At 55.6% G+C, this 19,359-nt stretch carries 15 protein-coding genes; 3 read left to right on the top strand and 12 right to left on the bottom strand.

All coding sequences use genetic code 11. The features are described 5' to 3' along the window. The first annotated feature begins 9 nt into the window (after window positions 1-9). On the top strand, window positions 10-1,371 hold the full coding sequence (locus tag RVM24_RS10105; protein ID WP_342630818.1) for a DUF1329 domain-containing protein: 1,362 nt from the start codon (window positions 10-12) through the stop codon (window positions 1,369-1,371). A gap of 273 nt (window positions 1,372-1,644) precedes the next feature. Next, the gene (locus tag RVM24_RS10100) at window positions 1,645-4,320 is read left to right on the top strand and encodes a helix-turn-helix transcriptional regulator (RefSeq protein ID WP_342630817.1); all 2,676 of its coding nucleotides are present in this window, start codon (window positions 1,645-1,647) and stop codon (window positions 4,318-4,320) included. Here RVM24_RS10100 and RVM24_RS10095 read toward each other — a convergent pair whose 3' ends face one another. The 12 genes from RVM24_RS10095 to pilB all read right to left on the bottom strand — a co-directional run bounded on the left by RVM24_RS10095 (window position 4,321) and on the right by pilB (window position 18,395). Beyond that, entirely contained in the window at window positions 4,321-5,217 is an 897-nt protein-coding gene (locus tag RVM24_RS10095) for an acyltransferase (protein ID WP_342630816.1), read from the bottom strand. It abuts the gene before it with no gap. A 32-nt stretch (window positions 5,218-5,249) separates the two neighbouring features. After that, window positions 5,250-6,176, bottom strand: a complete 927-nt coding sequence (locus RVM24_RS10090; RefSeq protein ID WP_342630815.1) for a glucosaminidase domain-containing protein — start codon at window positions 6,174-6,176, stop codon at window positions 5,250-5,252. Window positions 6,177-6,261: 85 nt separating this feature from the next. Further along, the gene (locus RVM24_RS10085) at window positions 6,262-8,481 is read right to left on the bottom strand and encodes a hypothetical protein (protein WP_342630814.1); all 2,220 of its coding nucleotides are present in this window, start codon (window positions 8,479-8,481) and stop codon (window positions 6,262-6,264) included. A 128-nt stretch (window positions 8,482-8,609) separates the two neighbouring features. Then, complete coding sequence (locus RVM24_RS10080; RefSeq protein ID WP_374812229.1) at window positions 8,610-9,176, bottom strand: YfaZ family outer membrane protein; 567 nt, start codon at window positions 9,174-9,176, stop codon at window positions 8,610-8,612. A 166-nt stretch (window positions 9,177-9,342) separates the two neighbouring features. Further along, on the bottom strand, window positions 9,343-9,531 hold the full coding sequence (yacG, locus tag RVM24_RS10075) for a DNA gyrase inhibitor YacG (RefSeq protein WP_058089895.1): 189 nt from the start codon (window positions 9,529-9,531) through the stop codon (window positions 9,343-9,345). A gap of 34 nt (window positions 9,532-9,565) precedes the next feature. After that, window positions 9,566-11,920 carry a response regulator gene (locus RVM24_RS10070; RefSeq protein WP_286922196.1) on the bottom strand — a complete coding sequence of 785 codons (2,355 nt, stop codon included), beginning with the start codon at window positions 11,918-11,920 and terminating at the stop codon, window positions 9,566-9,568. Between the two features lie 43 nt (window positions 11,921-11,963). Continuing rightward, window positions 11,964-12,713 (bottom strand): tRNA (N6-threonylcarbamoyladenosine(37)-N6)-methyltransferase TrmO, encoded by a 750-nt coding sequence (gene tsaA, locus RVM24_RS10065; protein WP_286250908.1) that lies wholly within the window; start codon window positions 12,711-12,713, stop codon window positions 11,964-11,966. Window position 12,714: 1 nt separating this feature from the next. Continuing rightward, window positions 12,715-13,713, bottom strand: a complete 999-nt coding sequence (locus RVM24_RS10060; protein ID WP_286922195.1) for a hypothetical protein — start codon at window positions 13,711-13,713, stop codon at window positions 12,715-12,717. A gap of 82 nt (window positions 13,714-13,795) precedes the next feature. Beyond that, entirely contained in the window at window positions 13,796-14,401 is a 606-nt protein-coding gene (coaE, locus tag RVM24_RS10055; protein ID WP_431475362.1) for a dephospho-CoA kinase, read from the bottom strand. A 98-nt stretch (window positions 14,402-14,499) separates the two neighbouring features. Continuing rightward, window positions 14,500-15,375 carry a prepilin peptidase gene (locus tag RVM24_RS10050; protein ID WP_431475361.1) on the bottom strand — a complete coding sequence of 292 codons (876 nt, stop codon included), beginning with the start codon at window positions 15,373-15,375 and terminating at the stop codon, window positions 14,500-14,502. Window positions 15,376-15,462: 87 nt separating this feature from the next. Next, window positions 15,463-16,680 carry a type II secretion system F family protein gene (locus RVM24_RS10045; RefSeq protein ID WP_431475360.1) on the bottom strand — a complete coding sequence of 406 codons (1,218 nt, stop codon included), beginning with the start codon at window positions 16,678-16,680 and terminating at the stop codon, window positions 15,463-15,465. A 2-nt stretch (window positions 16,681-16,682) separates the two neighbouring features. Continuing rightward, window positions 16,683-18,395, bottom strand: coding sequence for a type IV-A pilus assembly ATPase PilB (pilB, locus tag RVM24_RS10040; protein ID WP_431475359.1), 1,713 nt, complete (start codon window positions 18,393-18,395; stop codon window positions 16,683-16,685). A gap of 222 nt (window positions 18,396-18,617) precedes the next feature. Here pilB and RVM24_RS10035 point away from each other — a divergent pair, with 222 nt between their 5' ends. Beyond that, window positions 18,618-19,229 (top strand): pilin, encoded by a 612-nt coding sequence (locus tag RVM24_RS10035; protein ID WP_431475358.1) that lies wholly within the window; start codon window positions 18,618-18,620, stop codon window positions 19,227-19,229. Window positions 19,230-19,359: the final 130 nt, after the last annotated feature.

Raw genomic sequence — 19,359 nt, 5'->3', positions numbered from 1 at the left:
GTAATTTAAATGAAACTGAACAAGAAACTACTGGCCACAGGCGTACTGGCTGCAAGTCTCTTTGCGGGCCAGGCCTGGGGCGCGGTTTCTGCTGAAGAAGCAGCCAAACTGGGCGATACGCTGACACCGATGGGTGCGGAGCGCGCAGGCAACGGTGGCGACATCCCTGAGTGGACAGGTGGCATGACCACCCCGCCGGCAGGCTATAAGGGTGATGGTATTTATGTAAACCCATTCCCGAACGAGCAGCCAAAGTTTGTCATTGATCAAAGCAACGTTGATCAATACGCAGACAAGCTGTCCCCGGGCCAGGTTGCCATGATCAGGCAGTATCCTACTTATAAAATGCCGGTCTATCCGACTCATCGAACGGCTGTCTATCCCCAGGACATCATGGATGAGACTGTCAGAAACGCTACCCGTTCCGAGCTGATTCAGGGCGGAAATGGTATTGGCAACTACGCTAATGCAACGCCATTTCCGATCCCCCAGAACGGCTTGGAAGCAATCTGGAACCACATCACCCGGTACCGTGGTGGCTCGGTTCAGCGCAACGTCGGCCAGGTTACCCCCACTGCCAACGGTGCATTCTCGGTCGTGAAGTTTCAGGACGAGCTGACCTGGAACCGCTATCTGTCGGATTACCAGGAAGGTCAGGACGATAACGTCCTGTTCTATTTCAAGCAGGCGATTACTGCTCCGGCACGTCTTGCAGGTAACGTGCTGCTGGTTCACGAGACCCTGGATCAGGTGAAGGAGCCTCGCCGTGCGTGGATCTACAACGCTGGTCAGCGTCGTGTTCGCCGTGCTCCGCAGGTAGCTTACGATGGCCCGGGTACCGCGGCTGACGGCATGCGTACCTCTGATAACTTCGACATGTTCAACGGCGCTCCTGATCGTTACAACTGGGAGCTGGTGGGCAAGAAAGAGATGTACATCCCCTACAACTCTTACAAGCTTGTTGATCGTGGTCTGAGCTATAACGACATCATCAAGGCTGGCCATATCAATCAGGATCTGGCTCGCTACGAGCTGCACCGGGTATGGCATGTCCGTGCCACCCTGAAAGACGGCGAGCGTCATGTGTATGCCCAGCGTGATTTCTACCTGAATGAAGACTCCTGGCAGGCGTCTGTCATTGATCATTACGACGGTCGTGGCGAGTTGTGGCGTGTGGCTGAAGCACATGGTATGCAGTTCTACGATCAGAACGTGCCCTGGTATGCCATTGAAGTGCTGTACGACCTGTTATCTGGTCGCTATCTGGCGCTTGGCTTGACTAACGAAGAAAACAACCCGTATACCTTCGGCGTTGAGCGTCAGTCGCGGGACTACACGCCGGCTGCGTTGCGCCGTGCGGGTACCCGATAACAGGCGGGCGTAGCAGTAATCGAAAACGGCGGGCCTCTGGTCCGCCGTTTTTTTGTGGTTGTAACCGAACTTTTGGTGTTAAAAATTCGCCACTGACAAACTTTTTACACGTCAAAATTTTGCAGCTCACCCCACCTTTGGTTTAACCTTCTTCCAAGCAACTCATACTAAAGGCGTACCCGATGCAGGACGCCAAGCCATAATCCGTGAAAAGAAGATTCTTTTTACGCCGGCCTGTTGATAGCAGGAAGCCGGTTTTAAATGGGGCAGTGCGTGAAATCCTATAATGATGGCTGTGCAGCCAACGATGAATTTCAGTCCGCCAACAATGGCCTTGCGCATGGAGAGCTTGTGCGAGACCTTCTGGAGCAAAGGCTTCAGATGCCGGCAATTCCTGTCTCCAGGCTAATCCGGCCAGAGCTGGACCAGCAGATCCTGGCCGCTATGTCGCCAGGGCATCTGTTGTTTCTGGAGGCGCCCAGTGGTTATGGCAAAACCCACTCCCTGGTCAGCGCGCTCAATGCTGCGCCGGATGCCAGTATTCGTTGGGTTACACTTAACGGCGGTGACAACGCCCCTTCTCGTTTTCTCTCACTGTTGGCCACGGCCCTTGGTCTGTCTGACGTCTCAGCGCCAAATGGCGGTACTTTCCAGGATCATCTTTCTGTTCTTCTGGTCACCAAAGCCCGAAAGAAGGAGTCCAATCGGGATGTACTGGTTCTGGATAATCTTCATCATCTGACGAACCCGGCTGTGGTGGGATTACTCCATCAACTGGCTACGAACATTCCTGGCAACCTGGCGGTGGTGATGGCATCACGTTTACCCCTGCCGTTTGAAAGCCACACGCTGGATCTGCAGGGTGTCTACCAGCACTTGTCTGTGGATCGCCTCGAGTTCTCCCGGTCGGAAACGTTCGAGTTTTTTCAGCAAGCACGTGATGAACGCCTGATTACCAGTGTGGCCATCGACCACCTGTACAACCTGACGGAAGGCTGGCCAACCCCATTGGCCCTGTACCTTCGTGAGCTCGCTCGTGGCGATGAAAGAAAGCCGGTTCACGAAACCGAGTCCGTGGAACGGTTTATCAAGAGCACCGTGCTTGCGCCGTTGGCGCAGTCACAGGTTCGCAGTTTGCGAGTGATGGCGGAGCTCGAAAGCTGTTCAGATGAGCTGTTCCTGACACTGGAGGGCACCACCGCAGAGCCGGATATGCCGCCATCGTCGGCGGCGGAACGCGGATTGCCATTAAAGCAGGTGCCGGGGAGGGGGCGTTGGTATCGTTTGAACCCATTGCTCCAAGCCTGGTTACAGGCGCCCGTGATGGGCGGTTATGCCACCCGTATGTTGATGGCAAGCCGTTGGTTTGGGCAACGGGAGCAGTTTCCGGAGGCGCTCAAGTACGCCTTGCTGGCGGGTGAAAATGATGAAGTCATACGCATCGCGTCCGAGGGCACCGAGGCGCTGCTGTTGGGGCAAGACACGGCGTCGTTGCTGACGCTGCGACGAAGCCTGCCTGCCCAGTTGCTGGAGCGGAGTGCCAGGCTGCGAATCGTCTACAGCTGGGTTCATGCAATCGGTGGTCAATTCCGCCAGGCGCGAGAGTTGCTCGAATCGTTCAGTGTGTCAGATCTGAGAGAACAGGAAGCTCGAATATACGCCCTTAAAGCGTTTATCCTTCGTGGAGAGGGCTTTGTGGCACCTGCGCTTGAGATGGCTGACAAGGCGCTGGCAACCGGAGGCTTGTCTACTCAGGCGCAACTGGTGACTCAAATTGTCAGGTCCAGTGCGTTATGCGCTGGTGGGTACTTTCAGGCAGCGCGGGATGCCAATCGAACCGCTGCAAAGTTGGCTCGGGAAGCTGGCGACTCTGGTTCTGAAGCACTGGCAGTCTATGCTCACGCCAGAATTGAGCTGGGCAAGGGTGCTCTGGGCCATGCAGAACAGCTTTTGCGAACCGGGCTGGATACCGCCATGCAAGAGCTCAGTCGGCCCGCCCGGATTGGGGAAACACGGTTACAACTGAATCTGGTTCTGGTGCTCTGGCATAAAGGGCGTCTGAAAGAGGCTGATCGCCTGCTGGTTAGCTGTGCCCGGCATGCGGAGCAAACTCGGGATCTGGGGTTGCTGCTGGCTATGGCGTTGAGAGTTTTGATGTGTCGCGCTCAGGGCCGCATGGATGATGCCTTTGTATGGATTGGCCGTGCCGAACGAACCATGCATTCCTGGCAGGTTGACGAGTCTGTCTATCTGCCTGTACTAGAGGCGCTGAAGGCGAGCTGTTGGTTGGCTTGTGGTCAACCTGAGAGCGCCTCTCAGGCGATGACAAAGCTGGCACCTTTCCGTAAGGACGGCTGTGTTCCTGAACTGTTCCCGATGATTCCGGGCTTGCTGGACTGTTTGCAGGTGCGGATTGATCTGGTGAACGGCGACCTGATTCGGGCCCGCGAACATCTCTCTGCTGTGTATCACCGGTACGAAGACACCTTACCCTGGGGCCTTCTGCTTCATGCGGGCCTGCTGGATGCGGTGCTCCTGGCAGAAGAAAAAGGGCTGCCTGCTGGCAGGCGTCAGTTGGAAAGCGTCGTTCGCGAGGCCGCCAGGGAGCACTTTATCAGTCCTTTCGCAGAACTGATGCAGGAGCTACGCCCCCTCATGGAAAAGACCTTCAGAGGGTTGGAGAAATGTCCCTTTACCAGTGCGTTGGGCGAACTGTTTGGTATCGAGGGCGCGGTGGTGGTTGCCGATGCGCTCGCGGAGCCAATCAGTGACCGGGAGCAGGGTGTTCTTGAGTTGATTGCCAAGGGCCTGTCAAACCAGGAAATCGCAGACAAGCTGCACATCTCCCTGCATACGGTGAAAACCCATGCCCGCAGAATCAATGCCAAGCTGGAAGTGAAGTCCAGAACCCAGGCGATTGTGCGGGCCCGGGAGTTGGGGCTGCTTTAGTCAGCCCCCGGCCTTCAGCTCCTCAATCCGGGCATCTTTCTCCGCCCATATCTCGCTTATCCAACGCTGGAAGTCCACGCGCAGTTCCCGGTTACCCTCATAATCCATACCCAGAAATCGCTCTGGTACCTCCCGGGTGCGAATGTCGATAATGATCTTGTCTACCCTGCCGCACAGGTAGTCCCAGATGCCCGGCTTGCCGTTGGGGTACACGATGGTCACATCCAGCATGGTGTGAATCATCTCGCCCATGGCGCCAAATACAAACGCCGTTCCACCGGCGCGGGGTTTCAGCAGGTTTTTATAGGGTGAATTCTGGCGGGCCTGTTTTTCTGGTGTAAAGCGGGTGCCTTCCATAAAGTTGAAGATGGTCACTGGCGTGTAGCGAAATTTCTCACAAGCCGCTCGGGTGGCTGCGATGTCTTTGCCTTTCAGTTCCGGACGTTTGGCGATCTGCTCTTTGGTATGGCGATGCATGAACGGAAAATCCAGCGCCCACCAGGCAACGCCCAGCAGGGGTACCCAAATCAATTGCTTCTTGAGAAAAAACTTGAGCAAGGGGATCTTGCTATTCAGCACGTACTGGATGGCGGGGATGTCTGTCCAGCTCTGGTGGTTACAGGTCACGAAGTACCAGTGCTTGCGGCTGAGTTCCTGAGCGCCCCGAACGTCCCATTCAACTTTGTGGAACAGTTTTACCAGTGTGTTATTGAAGCCTATCCAGTACCAGGCGATGCCATTGACGATCACAGTGCAGACCTTGCGCACGGCCGTGACCGGGATCACCAGTTTGATGATGGCGAACAGCAGCAGGAACGGAAGGAAAACAATGGTATTCAGCAGGATAAGCAGAACCACCAGAACCCCTTTCAATGGGGCGGGCAGGAAATTGAGCATGGGCACGATCTCTGTAGGTTCAGATTTTAATGTCAGCCTTCAAACGGGCTGGCCAAGGCGTCTTCCGCGCCGGGAAGCAGCGCAGTATCTGCCTTTGCTGAGGCCAGTTGTTTGAACTTGGCGGGGGTGCGCTCTCCCAACAAATTCCTGAATTCCTGATCATAGAACTCAAGGTTGTTGTAGCGAATCATGGAGCGAATCTCTTTTATATACTCCTCACCCCGTTCGGAATAGCCAAGTAGGCCTTCCGCCATTGCCAGCCCGGAAAGCGGCTGTTCCGCCTGGCGGTTCTGCAATCGGAGGTCTCTGACCAGTTGGTAGGTGGGGTGTCGGTTCAGGTTCTGGATATACGAGCGAACGGATTGATAGGGAGAGGAGAATTTGGCCACCTCATGGCTGGCCCCTTCAACACGGCTCAGGGGTACAAGACCACAGCCTTTGCTGAAGCACCACTGACCGAACAGGTTATTACCCTCAGTGGCAAAGCGAGACGTGCCCCAGGCAGATTCATTGGCCGCCTGGGCAAGAATCAGCGATGGCGGAATAACATCCAGGCGCTTTCTTAAAAGTGCAAATTGCTCATTGCTCCCTGTTGGGGCGTCAACTCTCAGGCGCTGCGCCTGATCGGTCAGCCATCGTTCTTCCCGGTTTGAGAGCTCGGTTTTGCTGGCAAGCGACTCAAGGTATTCGCGCTCAAGCAGAATGCGGGAGTTGGCAAGAACAATCCGCGGGTAAAGGAACGAGAAGAACGCGACTTTACGTTCGGTGGCATCACGATAGACCGAAAAGTCGGGCAGGTCGTCCTGTGCCCAGGCTGGGAGGCGGGGAAGCGATGCCAGAATCACTTCGTCATCGTCACCTCCACCACCAGAACTGCCGGGTGGAACATACAGGGCGCCAGCAGTAGCAAACAGAATCAAAGGAACAAACAGCATCAGCGCCCGGGTAACTGCAGTCATAAAACCTCTCGTCTTTATGGGTATGTCAGGCGATATGGCAGAAATTATAACAGGTTATACGAGAGCGTCCTGAGTATTGGTTCTGTTAGTCCGATTCCGGGATCACCGTGGCTATCAGTAACCCGGTCTGAAACTCGGGGCCGGTGTTATCCCGCAAGGTCAGAAATATCTGGTCACCTGTTCCTGTGTAGAATCCCGCGAGTGTGAGTTCGCCGCCGCTAAGGGTGATCTCGCCGTCTTCCGAGGCAGTGACGCCGAGTGAGGATGCCAGGCCGGCTTGCCTTGGCTCAGAGACGTTACTGGATGGGATATCGTGGTGAATCTCAAAGCCGGCAGCGTTAATGGTCGCGCCGCCTCCGTCGTCCAGTTCCAGCAAGCCGTTGTGGATCTGATGCATCCGACTGGTGTTATCGGTCATGGCGATGATAACCCCCTGAAGCCTGTAGCGGGCCGGCACCAGTGAGTCAGTGGGAGGCTGGCCGGCGATCACCAGGCCGTCGCCGAGGTAACTGTCATCCAGATTGAAGGCCATCAGTGAGCCGTCCGGGATGGTGGCGCCAAGGCCCATGTCCGGTGTTCCAAACTCTTCGCCGGGCTGGTCTTCATAGAGGGTCAACCTGCCCATATACTGGTCTGACTGGCTCAGGCGAGACAATCGGTTAGCCAGATTCCAGTCACCGGTTCCAGAACTTGCCTCTGCTCGCACCTGGCCATTACTGGCCCGGACAACCCGAAACTGATCGAGTGTCACCTCAGCTGCCAGCCGGTTGCCGTCAGGGGTTTGGGTGTCCCAGGTGCCGTGCCCGGTTTCGAAAACCAGTGGGTCATCTTCATTGCCGAATCGGGGTGCGATATACACCAGGTTATAGCGTTGCTCTGCCAGTGTGGACAGACTGAAATCGCTGCTGCGCTCCAGGTGGAGTTCAAACACAGAAAGGTAGTGGTCTTCCAAAGTGTCCTGGCGTTTGAGTTTGCCTCCCTCTTCCTGCAGCTCAATGGCTTTGCCGGCCGAGAAATAGCTGGTGAGCACGCGGTCCGGGCTGCTATCCGGCTCTGCCGGCGCGGAGGTGAATGCGTCCAGGTAATAGGGGTTTCGGGTCCAACCCGTGATTCTGCTGCTATCGCGGCCAGTCACACTCTGGTACAGGGCGCGGCCCGCCAGCAACCGGGCGGGGTCGATAGCATCAGCATTCTGGGCATCGCTTCGGGGTGGGGTGAGTGTGGCGGCTCCGGGAGCGCTTGAATGGCTGTTGCGCGCCCAAAGATCCGAACTCCGGTTGAAGAAAGTCTGGGCGCCGCCGTTGTCCAGACCGTGAATGAGTGTTTGCCGATCGTACGGAATGTCGGTGGCCAAAGAGGTGACATTGATGTTGAACGCTTCAAACGATGTGAGCGTGAGCGCTGGGTAAAGATAGGCGCTCCCGGTGGCTGTGAGCGCCTCTTCCTGGGCGGTACGGACACCCCATTGGCCGGCACCGAACGCATTGGATTCCCGGAAGGTCTGGCCAAGCTCCAGCCCCAGGAAGATCGAATTGTAATCGGCGGAACTGGCGCGGACGGTGTCTGAATTATCCTGGCCGAGCAGGGCATAATCTGCCATGGCCGCCACGTAGGCTTTGAAGTCGGCCCGGTTATCCAGCCGGTCGAGGGCGCTGGCAATACTTGCATTGGTGCCGATATCGATCTCGAAGTCATGCACCTGGTCCGCGACCGTGCCCCAGACATACTTATTCAGGCAAAGGCTGCTGTTGACACAATTCATGACCGTTTGAAAATCGACGGCATCGTAATTCCCCAGCCCCTCGACAACCAGGTAATGGGAAAACGGGTTTACCTTCACATCCCGGTCCGAGTCGGCGGCGAGGGCTTTGAGCGTGGTGCCGCGATAGGAGGCTTCGATAACAACATCGGGCCCGATGGGGACCCCGTCCTCAAACGCAATGATCAGGTAACCATCATCGTCCGTGGCAGTTGAAAAACGCACCGTGCCAAGGTCTTTCCTGAGGGTATAGTCCGTCCGGTAAACCTCGACACGATCGGGCACCACAATCCGCAGATTCCTGCGTGTGGGTTCACCCTGCGGGGCAACGCTGGCCGGCACTTCCATGGTAACCCGGACTTCGTTCGGTCTCAGCCCGCGGGCGTTGTTGGAGTCGCCGGTGCTGCCAGGGCTGAAATCGTCCAGGGCATTGACGGCATTGCCGAACCGGTTGGGGATCTCCTTGACACCATCAATAGCGCTGTCGCCGCTGCAGGCGGTGAGTATCAGGGTGGCGGCCAGAAGGGTGGGGAGGTTCAATCTCATGCCAGACAATCCGTTGAGTAAGTATCCGGGAAGCCTAGCAACAAAAAGCGGGGGAGAGCGTGAGGAGTAGCACGAATCCGTTACCCGCCTGTTCGCCGGGTAACGGATTCAGTATCGGTGTGGCGCGGTTAGAAGAAAATCTTGATACCGGCCAGCACACCTTCATCCAGGTTGATGTCTGGGGAGCCGGCAAAATCCAGCTCGGTGTTCAGGTAGCGGTAACCGGCAAACACCTCAGCGTTTCGAATCACGCGGTAGCTTCCGCGCAGTTCCAGGCTGGTCATGTCGTCGGAATCGCCAAACGAAAGAATGGTTGGGGCGTAGTGGAGGCTGCCGCTGAATGACAGGCCTGGTACGTCTGGCACATTCACGGTGGCAAAGCCGCCCAGGCCAACCGCACCGCCGTCTACGTCCCGGCGACGCTCGTCATAGAAGACACCTTTGAGGCCTACACCGGCAGTGGTCGGCAGGTTGCCGATCGAGGTGCGGCCTTGCGCGTGAAAGTCGAGGTTGCCGATATGGCGGCGGCTGTCACGGTAGGTGTAGCCTGCACCCAGCTGAATATCGTTCTGAGCACCGAAAAAGTTGACCTGGCCCTTCGCCGAGTTATTGGTCAGGCTCAGGTCCAGATCAGCGGCGAACACAGGGGCGGCTGCCAGAGAAAGCGCCAGAGCGGAGATGCGGGTTACTTTCATGTTTACACCTTTATTGCTGTCGTTTGAGTTCAGACCGGCCGGAACTGCCGGCATCAGCGATAGTTATGACTGAGAGGATGGTAACGACCTGCCAACCGCATCACAACTTAAATGCCCGTAAGCCGTTGGAAAGGGTAGTCAGTCGGGCTGATGTGGCCTAGCTGATTCAGTGCCGGGTGGCTTCGTCGATCTGGTCGAGGTCATCGGGAGAAACGTTCTCCGCCGGCACCCGATATTCCTCATTGGCCCAGGCGCCAAGGTCAATCAGCTTGCATCGTTCGGAACAGAAAGGCCGAAATGGGTTGGTTTCCGTCCATTCGACAGACTTTTTGCAAGTGGGGCATTCAACATTCATATCAGAATCCGGGCTATGGGTAACATGCCGGTGCTCAGGATTCAGCAGCGGCCTGACAGTATTGTTCCAGTACTGCCCGCAGCATTTCAAGGTTGACAGGCTTGGCAACAAACGCATCCATGCCCGCCGCCCGGCAGCGTTCCTCGTCTTCTTCCATCGCGCTGGCGGTTAGCGCAACCACGGGCACCCTGGCCCGGTGATGATCTTCTTCCCAGCGACGCAGCCGCCTGGTGGCTTCAAAACCATCCATTCGAGGCATAACGCAATCCATGAATATCAGATCAAACTGATGCCATTGCCACAGGGCCGACGCCGCCTGGCCGTCGTTGGCGGTCATTACCTCGCAGCCAAGCTTTTCCAGTAGCCGGCGGGTGAGGGTGCGGTTCACCGGGTTATCTTCAACCAGAAGAACCCGCATCCGCCCGCAGGGAATTTGCCGTTGTTTGACCGTGACATCGGTTATTGCCTGTAGCGAAAAGCGGGTCAGGAAACGGCGTTCCTGTTTCTCCACCTCCAGAAACAGTTGGTTAAGGATGGGAATCAGGTAAGACTCCCGCAGCGATTTGCTCAGGAAAGCGTCAGCCCCGGCCTGCCGAAAATGTTCGGCATCACCGCGCTGAGGATTGGATGAGAGAATCAGTAGCCGCATGTCGGCCCATTGCGGGTTACTGCGAATCTGCCGGCATAACAAATCGCTGTCCATATCCGGCACAAAACCATCAAGGATGATGGCGTGGTATGGGTCGCCGGCATCGAAGGCCTGGCGTAGCGAGGTCAGGGCCTCACCGGCGGCTTTCACTGCCTCGATCTGAACCTCATATCGGGACAGCATTTCCAGTGTGATCTTGCGTGACAGCTCGTAAGAATCCACCACCAGGATCTTTCGCCCCCGGACCATATGGGAGTCTGGCCGAATACGGGTTGAGGCATCTCCGGCCGCCTGCAGGGTCAGCTCCACCCAGAACGTGGAGCCCTGCCCGGGGCGGCTTTCCAGATCCATGGAGCCCCCCATCAGATCAACAAGCTGGCGGCAGATCGTCAACCCCAATCCCGCACCGGGCAGTTGCCGCTGGAACCGTTGGCCCAGCTGCACATAGGGTTCATACACCAGGGGGATGTCTTCGGGGTTAATGCCGACGCCGGTATCTTCAACCGCAAGGCGTAAGCGAACATTGCCCTCTTTCCGCCCAAGTACTTCTATGCTGATCAGCACATGGCCGGAATCGGTAAACTTGATGGCATTGGAGAGCAGATTGAGCAATATCTGCCGCAGCCGCACCGGGTCGCCGATCATAGCCCAGGGCAGGTTCTCATCAACCCGCATTTCAAGAGCCAGGCCTTTTTCCCTCGCCCGGGAGCCCAGCATGTGGATCAGATCGTTGAGGGTTTCCCTGAGGTCGAACGGAATGGCTTCCAGTTCCAGCTTGCCGGCTTCCATACTGGAGATATCCAGCAGGTCATTGATAATGGCCGACAGGCTTTCAGAGGCGTTAAGCAGGGTGCTGACATACTCCCGCTGTTCCTGGTCCAGAGGGGTGTCGGTCAGCAGGTTGGCGTACCCCAACACCGACTGCAGCGGAATGCGCAACTCGTGGCTGACATTGGCCAGAAACTGGTTCTTGGCATGGTTGGCCCGAATAGCTTCATCCCGCTCATCCTGGGACTTAATGGTGGTCTGCCTAAGGGAGCGAGTGTCTTCCAGAATCTGCAGGCGCATCTTGTTGAGTGCCTGCTCAAGCTCTGACAGCTCATCCGGCCGGCGGGGCGGCTTTCGGCGTAACTGAAGTGGGTCAACCAGGGCATCGAGGTTTAGCTTGGCGGCGTAATCAGCCATGGTTTCCAGGTGCCGGGATAAGGTCACCCGCACAATCAGCAGTAACCCCAGGGTGCCCAGCATAACCACAATGGACTGGAACAACAGGTTCATCAAAGCCTGATCCAGAACGTTGTCGTAAATCTGCTCAACGGAGGACACCACGGTTAGCTCCCCAACTCGCCGGGGCTGGTCAAACGTGGATCGATTGAACTCAAGGGGAAATGTCTGGGAAATCACCCGGCCTTCCGGATACTGGCCAGTGCTGAATTCCTCACCCGTGGTGGTGATGACACGGGCATACTGCACCGACGGCATGGCCCGCATGTCGTCGAGGCTGTTGGCCACCTCGCTGAAGTTCATTACCCAAAGGTTGGTGCCCATGCTGCCGGATATCAGCTCAACAGCCCGCTCCTGGCTCGACTGAAGTTCCGTTTTCTGGCGATCAAACTCGCCAATCATCTGCACGCCGGTCGCCACCAGAGACAGAATCAGGCTGTAAAGCAGCACCCACCCCAGCAAGCGGAGAGCCAGCGGGCGAACACCTAAACGCTTTAAAAACCGGTTGGAAAGCAAGGCACAAGTTCCCTGTGTCGACTACAAAATCACCAGCAGCAGTTTAACAGACGGATATCACTTCCACACGTATCTTTGAATCATCGTTCACAAAACGAAAACGCACATTCAGGTCATAAAGGTTGGCACCGTAGATGCGCTCTTCATCTCGTCCGCGGCGAAATGATGGCCTGGGGTCATAACTCACAACGTCTTCGATCAGCGCCCTCACATCCGGATACTCCTCTACCGGCAGGGTTGCCAGCTGCGCGGTAGCCTCAAGGCTGAATACCACGTCGGCACGCTCGGTGGGCGCGGATTCTGCCCAGCCGAGCGAAGCCTCCGGCACCGAATCGGCAAACGGCAAATAGGGTTTGATATCTAATATTGGCGTGCCTTCGATCAGGTCGTGGTCGCTAATGCGCAGAACCAGCTGCCCGTTTTTGCGAATCAACCCTTCGTTCCTGACCACCGACAAACCAAGGCTGTTAGGCCTGAAAGGCGAGCGACTGGCGAAGACGCCGATCTTTTTGTTACCGCCTAGCCGTGGGGGGCGAACCACTGGCCGCCACTCGGCACGAATGGCCTCGTGGAACTGAAACGTAAGCCACAGATGACTGGCGGTTTCCAGGCCCCGAAAGGCGTCCTCCCGGTCAAACGGGCTCTGGATCAGCAGCTCAGCATGGGCATGGCGCGTAAGCCCCGGTTGGCGTGGCACCCCGAACTTGTCTTTGAAGCAAGAGTGGGTAATGGCAATGGGGGTGAGGGTGAGAGCCTGGTCTGCCGGTCGGGATTTGTGGCGTGGTCTGGTCATATCATTGCCGGTCAATGGTTCCTGAGAAGTACATTTCGATACGGAACACCACCGAGGCCTGATCTTTGAAACCCTCTTCTCTGGGAAACTCCAGGGCTGGAATCAGTTCCGCAAACAGCCAATCTTCGTACAAGCGATAACGCCATGTGAGATCGGCAAAGTAGGACGTGGTTCGCCACGATGGCTGACTTTCACCAAGGGCCCCCAGCCTGGGGGTGAGGACGGAACGATGGCTGAGCCGTTTACGCGTACTGAAGATTTGTGCTGCCTCAAACTTGCGGTCCTGGTGCAACCACTCGAGCTCCGATGACGTGTAGAAATGCCAGCCGTTGCCAAGTGACCGGTCTGCGCCGAACCATGACCGCGCGCCCCATCCCCGGGTATGGTAGTAGTATACCCGCTGCTGTACATTCAGCGCCCAGGCATCATCCAGTTGCCAGCCCTTGCTGGCGGTGGTTCGCCAGAACATTTCCGGTGGCAATCTCAGGCGGCCGCCCACATCGGTGGACAGGTTGATGGCGTCGCCCACCTGTGAAAGGAAACGCAGGGCGCCGGTGGTTTCCGTATCGGTACGGTTGGGCTCTGTGAGTTGTCGGTCCCGTTCCCTTTCACCAAGCGGGATCAGCTCATCGCTTTCACTTTCGATGACCAGGCGCAACTTTTTCTGGGTGGTGGGCACGTCCAGCCGGAACCTCAGCTCCGGTTTGAATTGCGCCGGATCACTGTACTCGGATTCTGCCGCAAACCCGACTCTCAGATAACTCTCATTGTTTGGAAGCGAATGAGAAGATCGGGACAAAGTGCGATCTGTCCAGGCGCCAAAGTTCTGGACCGTGCTGCCATGAATGCGCTCCTGTCGGATGACCCAGTTGCTGAAGTTCATCCACCAGGAGTCTTCTGGTTCCGCCCAGTATTCATCGGGTTCAAACGTGTAGAACGAATACGGGAGTGATTCCGGTGCCAGCACATCCGGAATGGCGGAATCTCTTACCGTAAACACGGGCTCTGCTGAATGAGCGAGCGATGAGACCAGCAACGTATAAAGTAAAAGCGGGGCGGCCAGATGTCTCGGCCGGGGCTCCTTAACGAAACTCAAACAGGAACCGATTATGCAATTCACAAACCTGGCGTTCCACATCCTGTAAAGGGCGGTTGTTGTCGATAACAGCGTCTGCCCGTGAACGCCGCTCATCCCTGGCCATCTGCGCAGCCATAATGCGCTCTACCTGAACCCGGCTATTATCGTCCCGGGCCATGGTGCGTTCAATCTGAATGTGTTCGGGCACATCAACCACCACCACGCGATCCACCAGTTCATGTTGGTCGGTTTCCAGGAGTAATGGCGAAACCAGCAGCGCATAAGGCTGGGAATTGGGGACTTCTGGTGATTTCAGTTGCCTGACTAGCTCCTCGCGGATGACCGGATGTAACAGGCATTCAAGCCAGTTTCGCTCTTCCGGATTCTCAAACACCCGCTGCCGAAGCGCGGCTCTGTCCAGCGCGCCGTCCGCCTGCAGAATGTCGCGGCCAAAATGCTCTGCAATCGCCGCCAACGCCGCCGTTCCAGGCTCAACCACCTCCCGAGCCACATCATCCGCATCCACCCAGTGCACACCTAAATCCCCAAAGATACGCACCACCGTAGACTTCCCGGAACCAATCCCGCCAGTTAACCCAACAATCTTCAAATAAATACCCCAACAACCAGTCTACAAAGGGGTCTGACCCCGAACGGGGTCAGACCCCACCCTTCTGCCAGCGCCAATCTCCAAGAATAGCGACCTCGTCAAACCCCCAAAAACCCAAACCAAATCGCCTGAATCTCCACCCCAAACCACAAACAAAGTAACCCAGCCGCCGCCAGATAAGGCCCAAACGGAATCGGCACCTCACGCCCATGCTTCTTGAACACCATCAGCGCAATACCAACCACCGCCCCCACCAGGGACGACAACAAAATCACCGCCGGCAATAACTGCCACCCCAGCCAGGCCCCCAGAGCCGCCAGCAGCTTGAAATCCCCATGACCCATGCCTTCTTTGCCAGTCACCAGCTTGAATAGCCAGTACACCGACCAAAGCGACAAGTACCCGGCAATGGCACCCCAGAAGGCACTGTTAAAATCTGTCAGCACACCAAAATAGTTCAACACCAGCCCCAGCCACATCAGGGGCAGGGTAATGCTGTCTGGCAACAGCTGCGTGTCGAAATCGATCATCGTCAGCGCCACCAGGGCCCAAACCAGCAGCAAGGCCCAAAGCGCCGCTTCCGTCGGCCCCAGCAAAGCGATGGTCACCGCTGAGAAGATCGCGGTGATGGCTTCAATGATAGGGTAGCGTGATGAGATTGATGCCTTGCACGATGAACACTTGCCCCGAAGCACCAGCCAACTGATTACCGGGATATTTTCCCAGGCCCGGATCTGGTGGCCGCAGGAGGGGCAGGTGGAAGCGGGTTTCGAGAGGGAGAGTGGTGTTTCCCGTTTTCTTTGCTTCTCAGGAACCTCCAGGAATTCCTCGCACTGGCAACGCCATTCCTGTTGCATCATTTTTGGCAGGCGCAGGATGGCGACGTTCAGGAAGCTGCCGATGCAGAGGGAGAATAGGGTGACGGTTAGGTATAGGAGCCAGGGGGTGGAGAGGAATTGGTCTAGAGAGGGCATTCGGGGGCTCGTTGTTGACGTTTTAAATTACACGCCCCCTCCACGGAGAGGGGGCGATCTTGCGCTTGCGAGCGCCTTTGGGCTGGGTTAAACCACTTGCCCCATCTGGAATATGGGGAGGTACATGCCGATGATTAAGCCACCAACAAGTACCCCGAGGACAGCCATAATCATCGGCTCCATCAGTGCCGTGAGGTTGTCTACCATGTCATCTACAACTGCCTCGTAATGCTCCGCAACTTTCTGCAGCATATCGTCAAGATTACCGGACTCCTCGCCGATAGCCGTAAGCTGGACGGCCATAACCGGAAACACATCCTGCTGACGCATTGAAGCCTGCAACTGCGTACCGCTGGAGACATCGTTCTTGATGTTCATAACCGCATCGCGATAAACCGCATTCCCGGTAGCGCCGGCTACAGAGTCCAAAGCATCTACCAGAGGTACACCTGCGGCGAACGTAGTAGAAAGCACGCGGCCAAACTTGGCAACCGCAGATTTGTCCAAAATCTCACCAATGATCGGTACTTTCAGGACGTATTTATCGACAAAGTCGGAGAATCTCTGAGAACGCCGTTTGGACTCTTTGAAAAGGAATACGGTACCTACAATTCCCAGGAGCACAATAAACCACCATTTCTGCATCCACTCTGAAATGTTGATAATAAACTGTGTGAAGACTGGTAAGTCCGCTCCAAAGCCCTGGAACAGGCTTTCAAACTGAGGAACTACTTTCACGAGTAGAATGGCAGTAACCACGATGGCAACTACGATGACGGCAATCGGATATGTCATCGCCTTTTTGACCTTTTTCTTCAGAATTTCGGTTTTCTCAAGATAGGTGGCAATACGGTCCAGCATCTGCTCAAGCGCACCAGCCTTCTCGCCAGAATCGACAAGGTTGCAGTAGAGGTCATCAAAGTACTTGGGATGCTTGCGCAAGGAAGCAGCGAAACCAGTACCCGAGGAAATATCGTTCCGGATACTCATCACTAGCTCTTGGAGCCCCTTATTCTCAAGCCCATCAGTCACGATGTCAAAGCTCTGCACCAGAGGAACGCCGGCTTTCATCATGGTTGCCAGCTGTCGAGTCAGCATCGCAATATCAAAAGGCGTGATTTTCTTGCTGCCACCAAACAACGGTTTGGGTTTCTTCTTCACCTTGTCTGGGATAATGCCCTGCTTTCGCAGTTGGGCTTTTACCAAAGCCAGATTGGAGCCGGTCAACTCGCCCTTGGCTTTGTTGCCTCTCCGGTCTTTACCTTCCCAAACGTACGATTCCAGCTTCTGCGCTTTTTCTGCCATGCTTAATCCTTCGTCACGCGGTTGGCTTCCTCAAGGCTGGTCACTCCTTCCATTACTTTCAGAAGGGCGGATTGCCTCAGGTTGCGGAAGCCTTCTGCCTGCGCTTGTTTTGCAATTTTTATCGAACTGGCTTCTTCCATAATCATGTTGGCCAGTTCTTCGGTAATCTTAACCACTTCGTAAATACCGACGCGGCCTTTGTATCCATTAGTGCATTTATCACAGCCCTTGGGGCGGTACAACGTAAAGCCTGTATCAATTTGTTCTTGTGTGAACCCTTCCTTTAAAAGCACATCTTTGGGCACGTCCATGGGCTTTTTGCAGCTACATAGGCGCCGGCCAAGGCGCTGGGCGATGATCAGGCTCACGGACGTGGCAATGTTGAACGCAGGCACGCCCATGTTCATCATCCGGGTCAGGGTTTCGGCGGCGCTGTTGGTGTGCAGGGTGGAGAGAACCAGATGCCCGGTTTGTGCCGCTTTGATAGCAATGTTGGCGGTTTCCAGATCCCGGATCTCACCCACCATGATCACATCCGGATCTTGCCGCAGGAAGGCCCGAAGTGCTTCGGCAAAGCCCAGGCCTACTTTGGTGTTCACGTTAACCTGGTTGATGCCTTCCAGGTTAATTTCCGCCGGGTCTTCTGCTGTAGATATATTTATGCCCGGAGTGTTCAAAATGTTCAGGCCCGTATATAGGGAGACGGTTTTACCGGAACCCGTTGGGCCGGTGACCAGAATCATGCCCTGGGGCTGGGCGAGAGCGTCCATGTACAACTGCTTTTGGTCTTCTTCGTAGCCCAGCACATCGATGCCCAGCTTGGCCTGGCTGGGGTCCAGAATCCGCAGAACAATCTTTTCTCCCCACAGTGTGGGTAGGGTGTTCACCCGGAAGTCGATAGCCTTCGTTTTGGACAGCTTCATCTTGATCCGGCCGTCTTGAGGAATTCGACGTTCTGAGATGTCCAGCTGCGCCATAATCTTCACTCGGGCTGATATCTTCGGGGCTAGCTTAATAGAGGGGCGGGAAATCTCTTTCAGAATGCCATCTGTTCTGTAGCGAACCCGGTAGATCTTTTCGTAGGGCTCGAAGTGAATGTCGGAAGCACCGCCCCGTATGGCATCAAGTAGCATCTTGTTAACATATTTAACAATCGGTGCATCATCCACTTCCGCAGTACTGATGCCGCCATCGTCGTCCTGATCGCCGCCTTCAGTCTCCACACCTTCCAGGTCAGCATCATCCAGATCGCCCATAGTGGTGTCATGGGCTTCCAGGTATTTGTCGATAGCCACCCGTAGCTTGGCGTCGTCTACGAGGATAGCATCGGTGCTAAGGCCGGTATTGAACTTGATCTCATCCAATGCCTGAATGTTGGTGGGGTCCGACACTGCAATGAATAGTCGGTTGCCCCGTTTATATAGAGGCAGGGCGTTGTGCTTCCTTACCAGCTTTTCGTCAACCACCTTCTCGGGCATCATTTCCGGAAGGAAAGAATCCAGGTCGAGAACGGAGACTCCAAACTCCATCGCGGCAGAAAATGCCAGTTTGGAACTGTCTGCGAGTTGGTTTTGCGTGAGGTAAGTTATTAGTGGAATGCGGTTATGGGACGCCTGAATAAAGGCATCTTTGGCGGTATCTTCATCCAGAAGCCCGTCATCCACAAAGCGACGGGCCAGGCCCGTCAGAGTTACGTTTCGGTTGCTGCTCGCCATAAATGCCCTGAGGAAAGTCTTGTAAGTGGCTGAAAGTTACATCTATAAACACCGAGTTTAGATGCATGGCCGGGGTTTGGAAAGTAGGGTGGGGCTCGGGTTTGATCTTTCTCAAAGATGTGTCGTTGAAATGTGGTGGTCGATTTCTGTTAGTGGGGGGTGACAAAAAACGTCACTCTTGGGCACGCTGGCGGGGGCTGTTCAAGGGGTTGCTGTGAGTCAATGATGTTGCAGAGGGTGCAAGGTGTTGAAGAAACGAATATTTTTGACATTATCTTGCAATTGGCACGCAGAGTGCTTAACTTATCGCAGGCTCAGCGCAGCAACCCGGGGTGCATCCTGGATGGCAGAGCTTTGGTAAAAGAAACGACAACTCTAGAGGTCGATAACATGCAAAAGATTCAAATGAAAAAAGGTCAGCAGGGTTTCACTCTGATCGAATTGATGATCGTTGTAGCAATCATCGGTATTTTGGCGGCTGTTGCTATTCCTGCTTATCAGGACTACACCATTCGCTCTCAGGTCAGTGAGGGTTTGGCGCTCATGTCAGGGGCGAAGTCTGGTGTGGAAGAGTATTGGGCGGATAGGGGTGGCTTCCCCGGCTCGAATACTTCTGCTGGCGTTCCGGCTTCCGCGTCAATTGTCGGTACGTACGTGAGCGGAGTTGCTGTTGCTAACGGAGGTGTTATTACGGCTACCTTTGGTAACAACGTAAACTCGAAGATCAGTGGCGGAACATGCTCTTTGACTCCGCGTGACGCTGGTGGTTCCATTGTCTGGAACGGTACTTGCAGCTTCGACACTAAGTGGCGTCCGTCTGCTTTCCGTAACTAAGCAGCACTTGTATGCTTGTATATAGGAGCTCGGCGAAAGCCGAGCTTTTTTTTTGGTAGTTTTGAGTTCCCCAAGCTTGTTTGGAATGGCTTTGAGTGCGAAAGCACTGACCAGTCAAAAGGCGAAGGGA

Source organism: Marinobacter sp. KM021 (assembly GCF_050707965.1).
Taxonomy (GTDB): Bacteria; Pseudomonadota; Gammaproteobacteria; order Pseudomonadales; family Oleiphilaceae; genus Marinobacter; species Marinobacter shengliensis.
The sequence above is the reverse complement of the archived record's forward strand: the minus strand, read 5'-3'. Positions and strand labels throughout refer to the sequence as shown.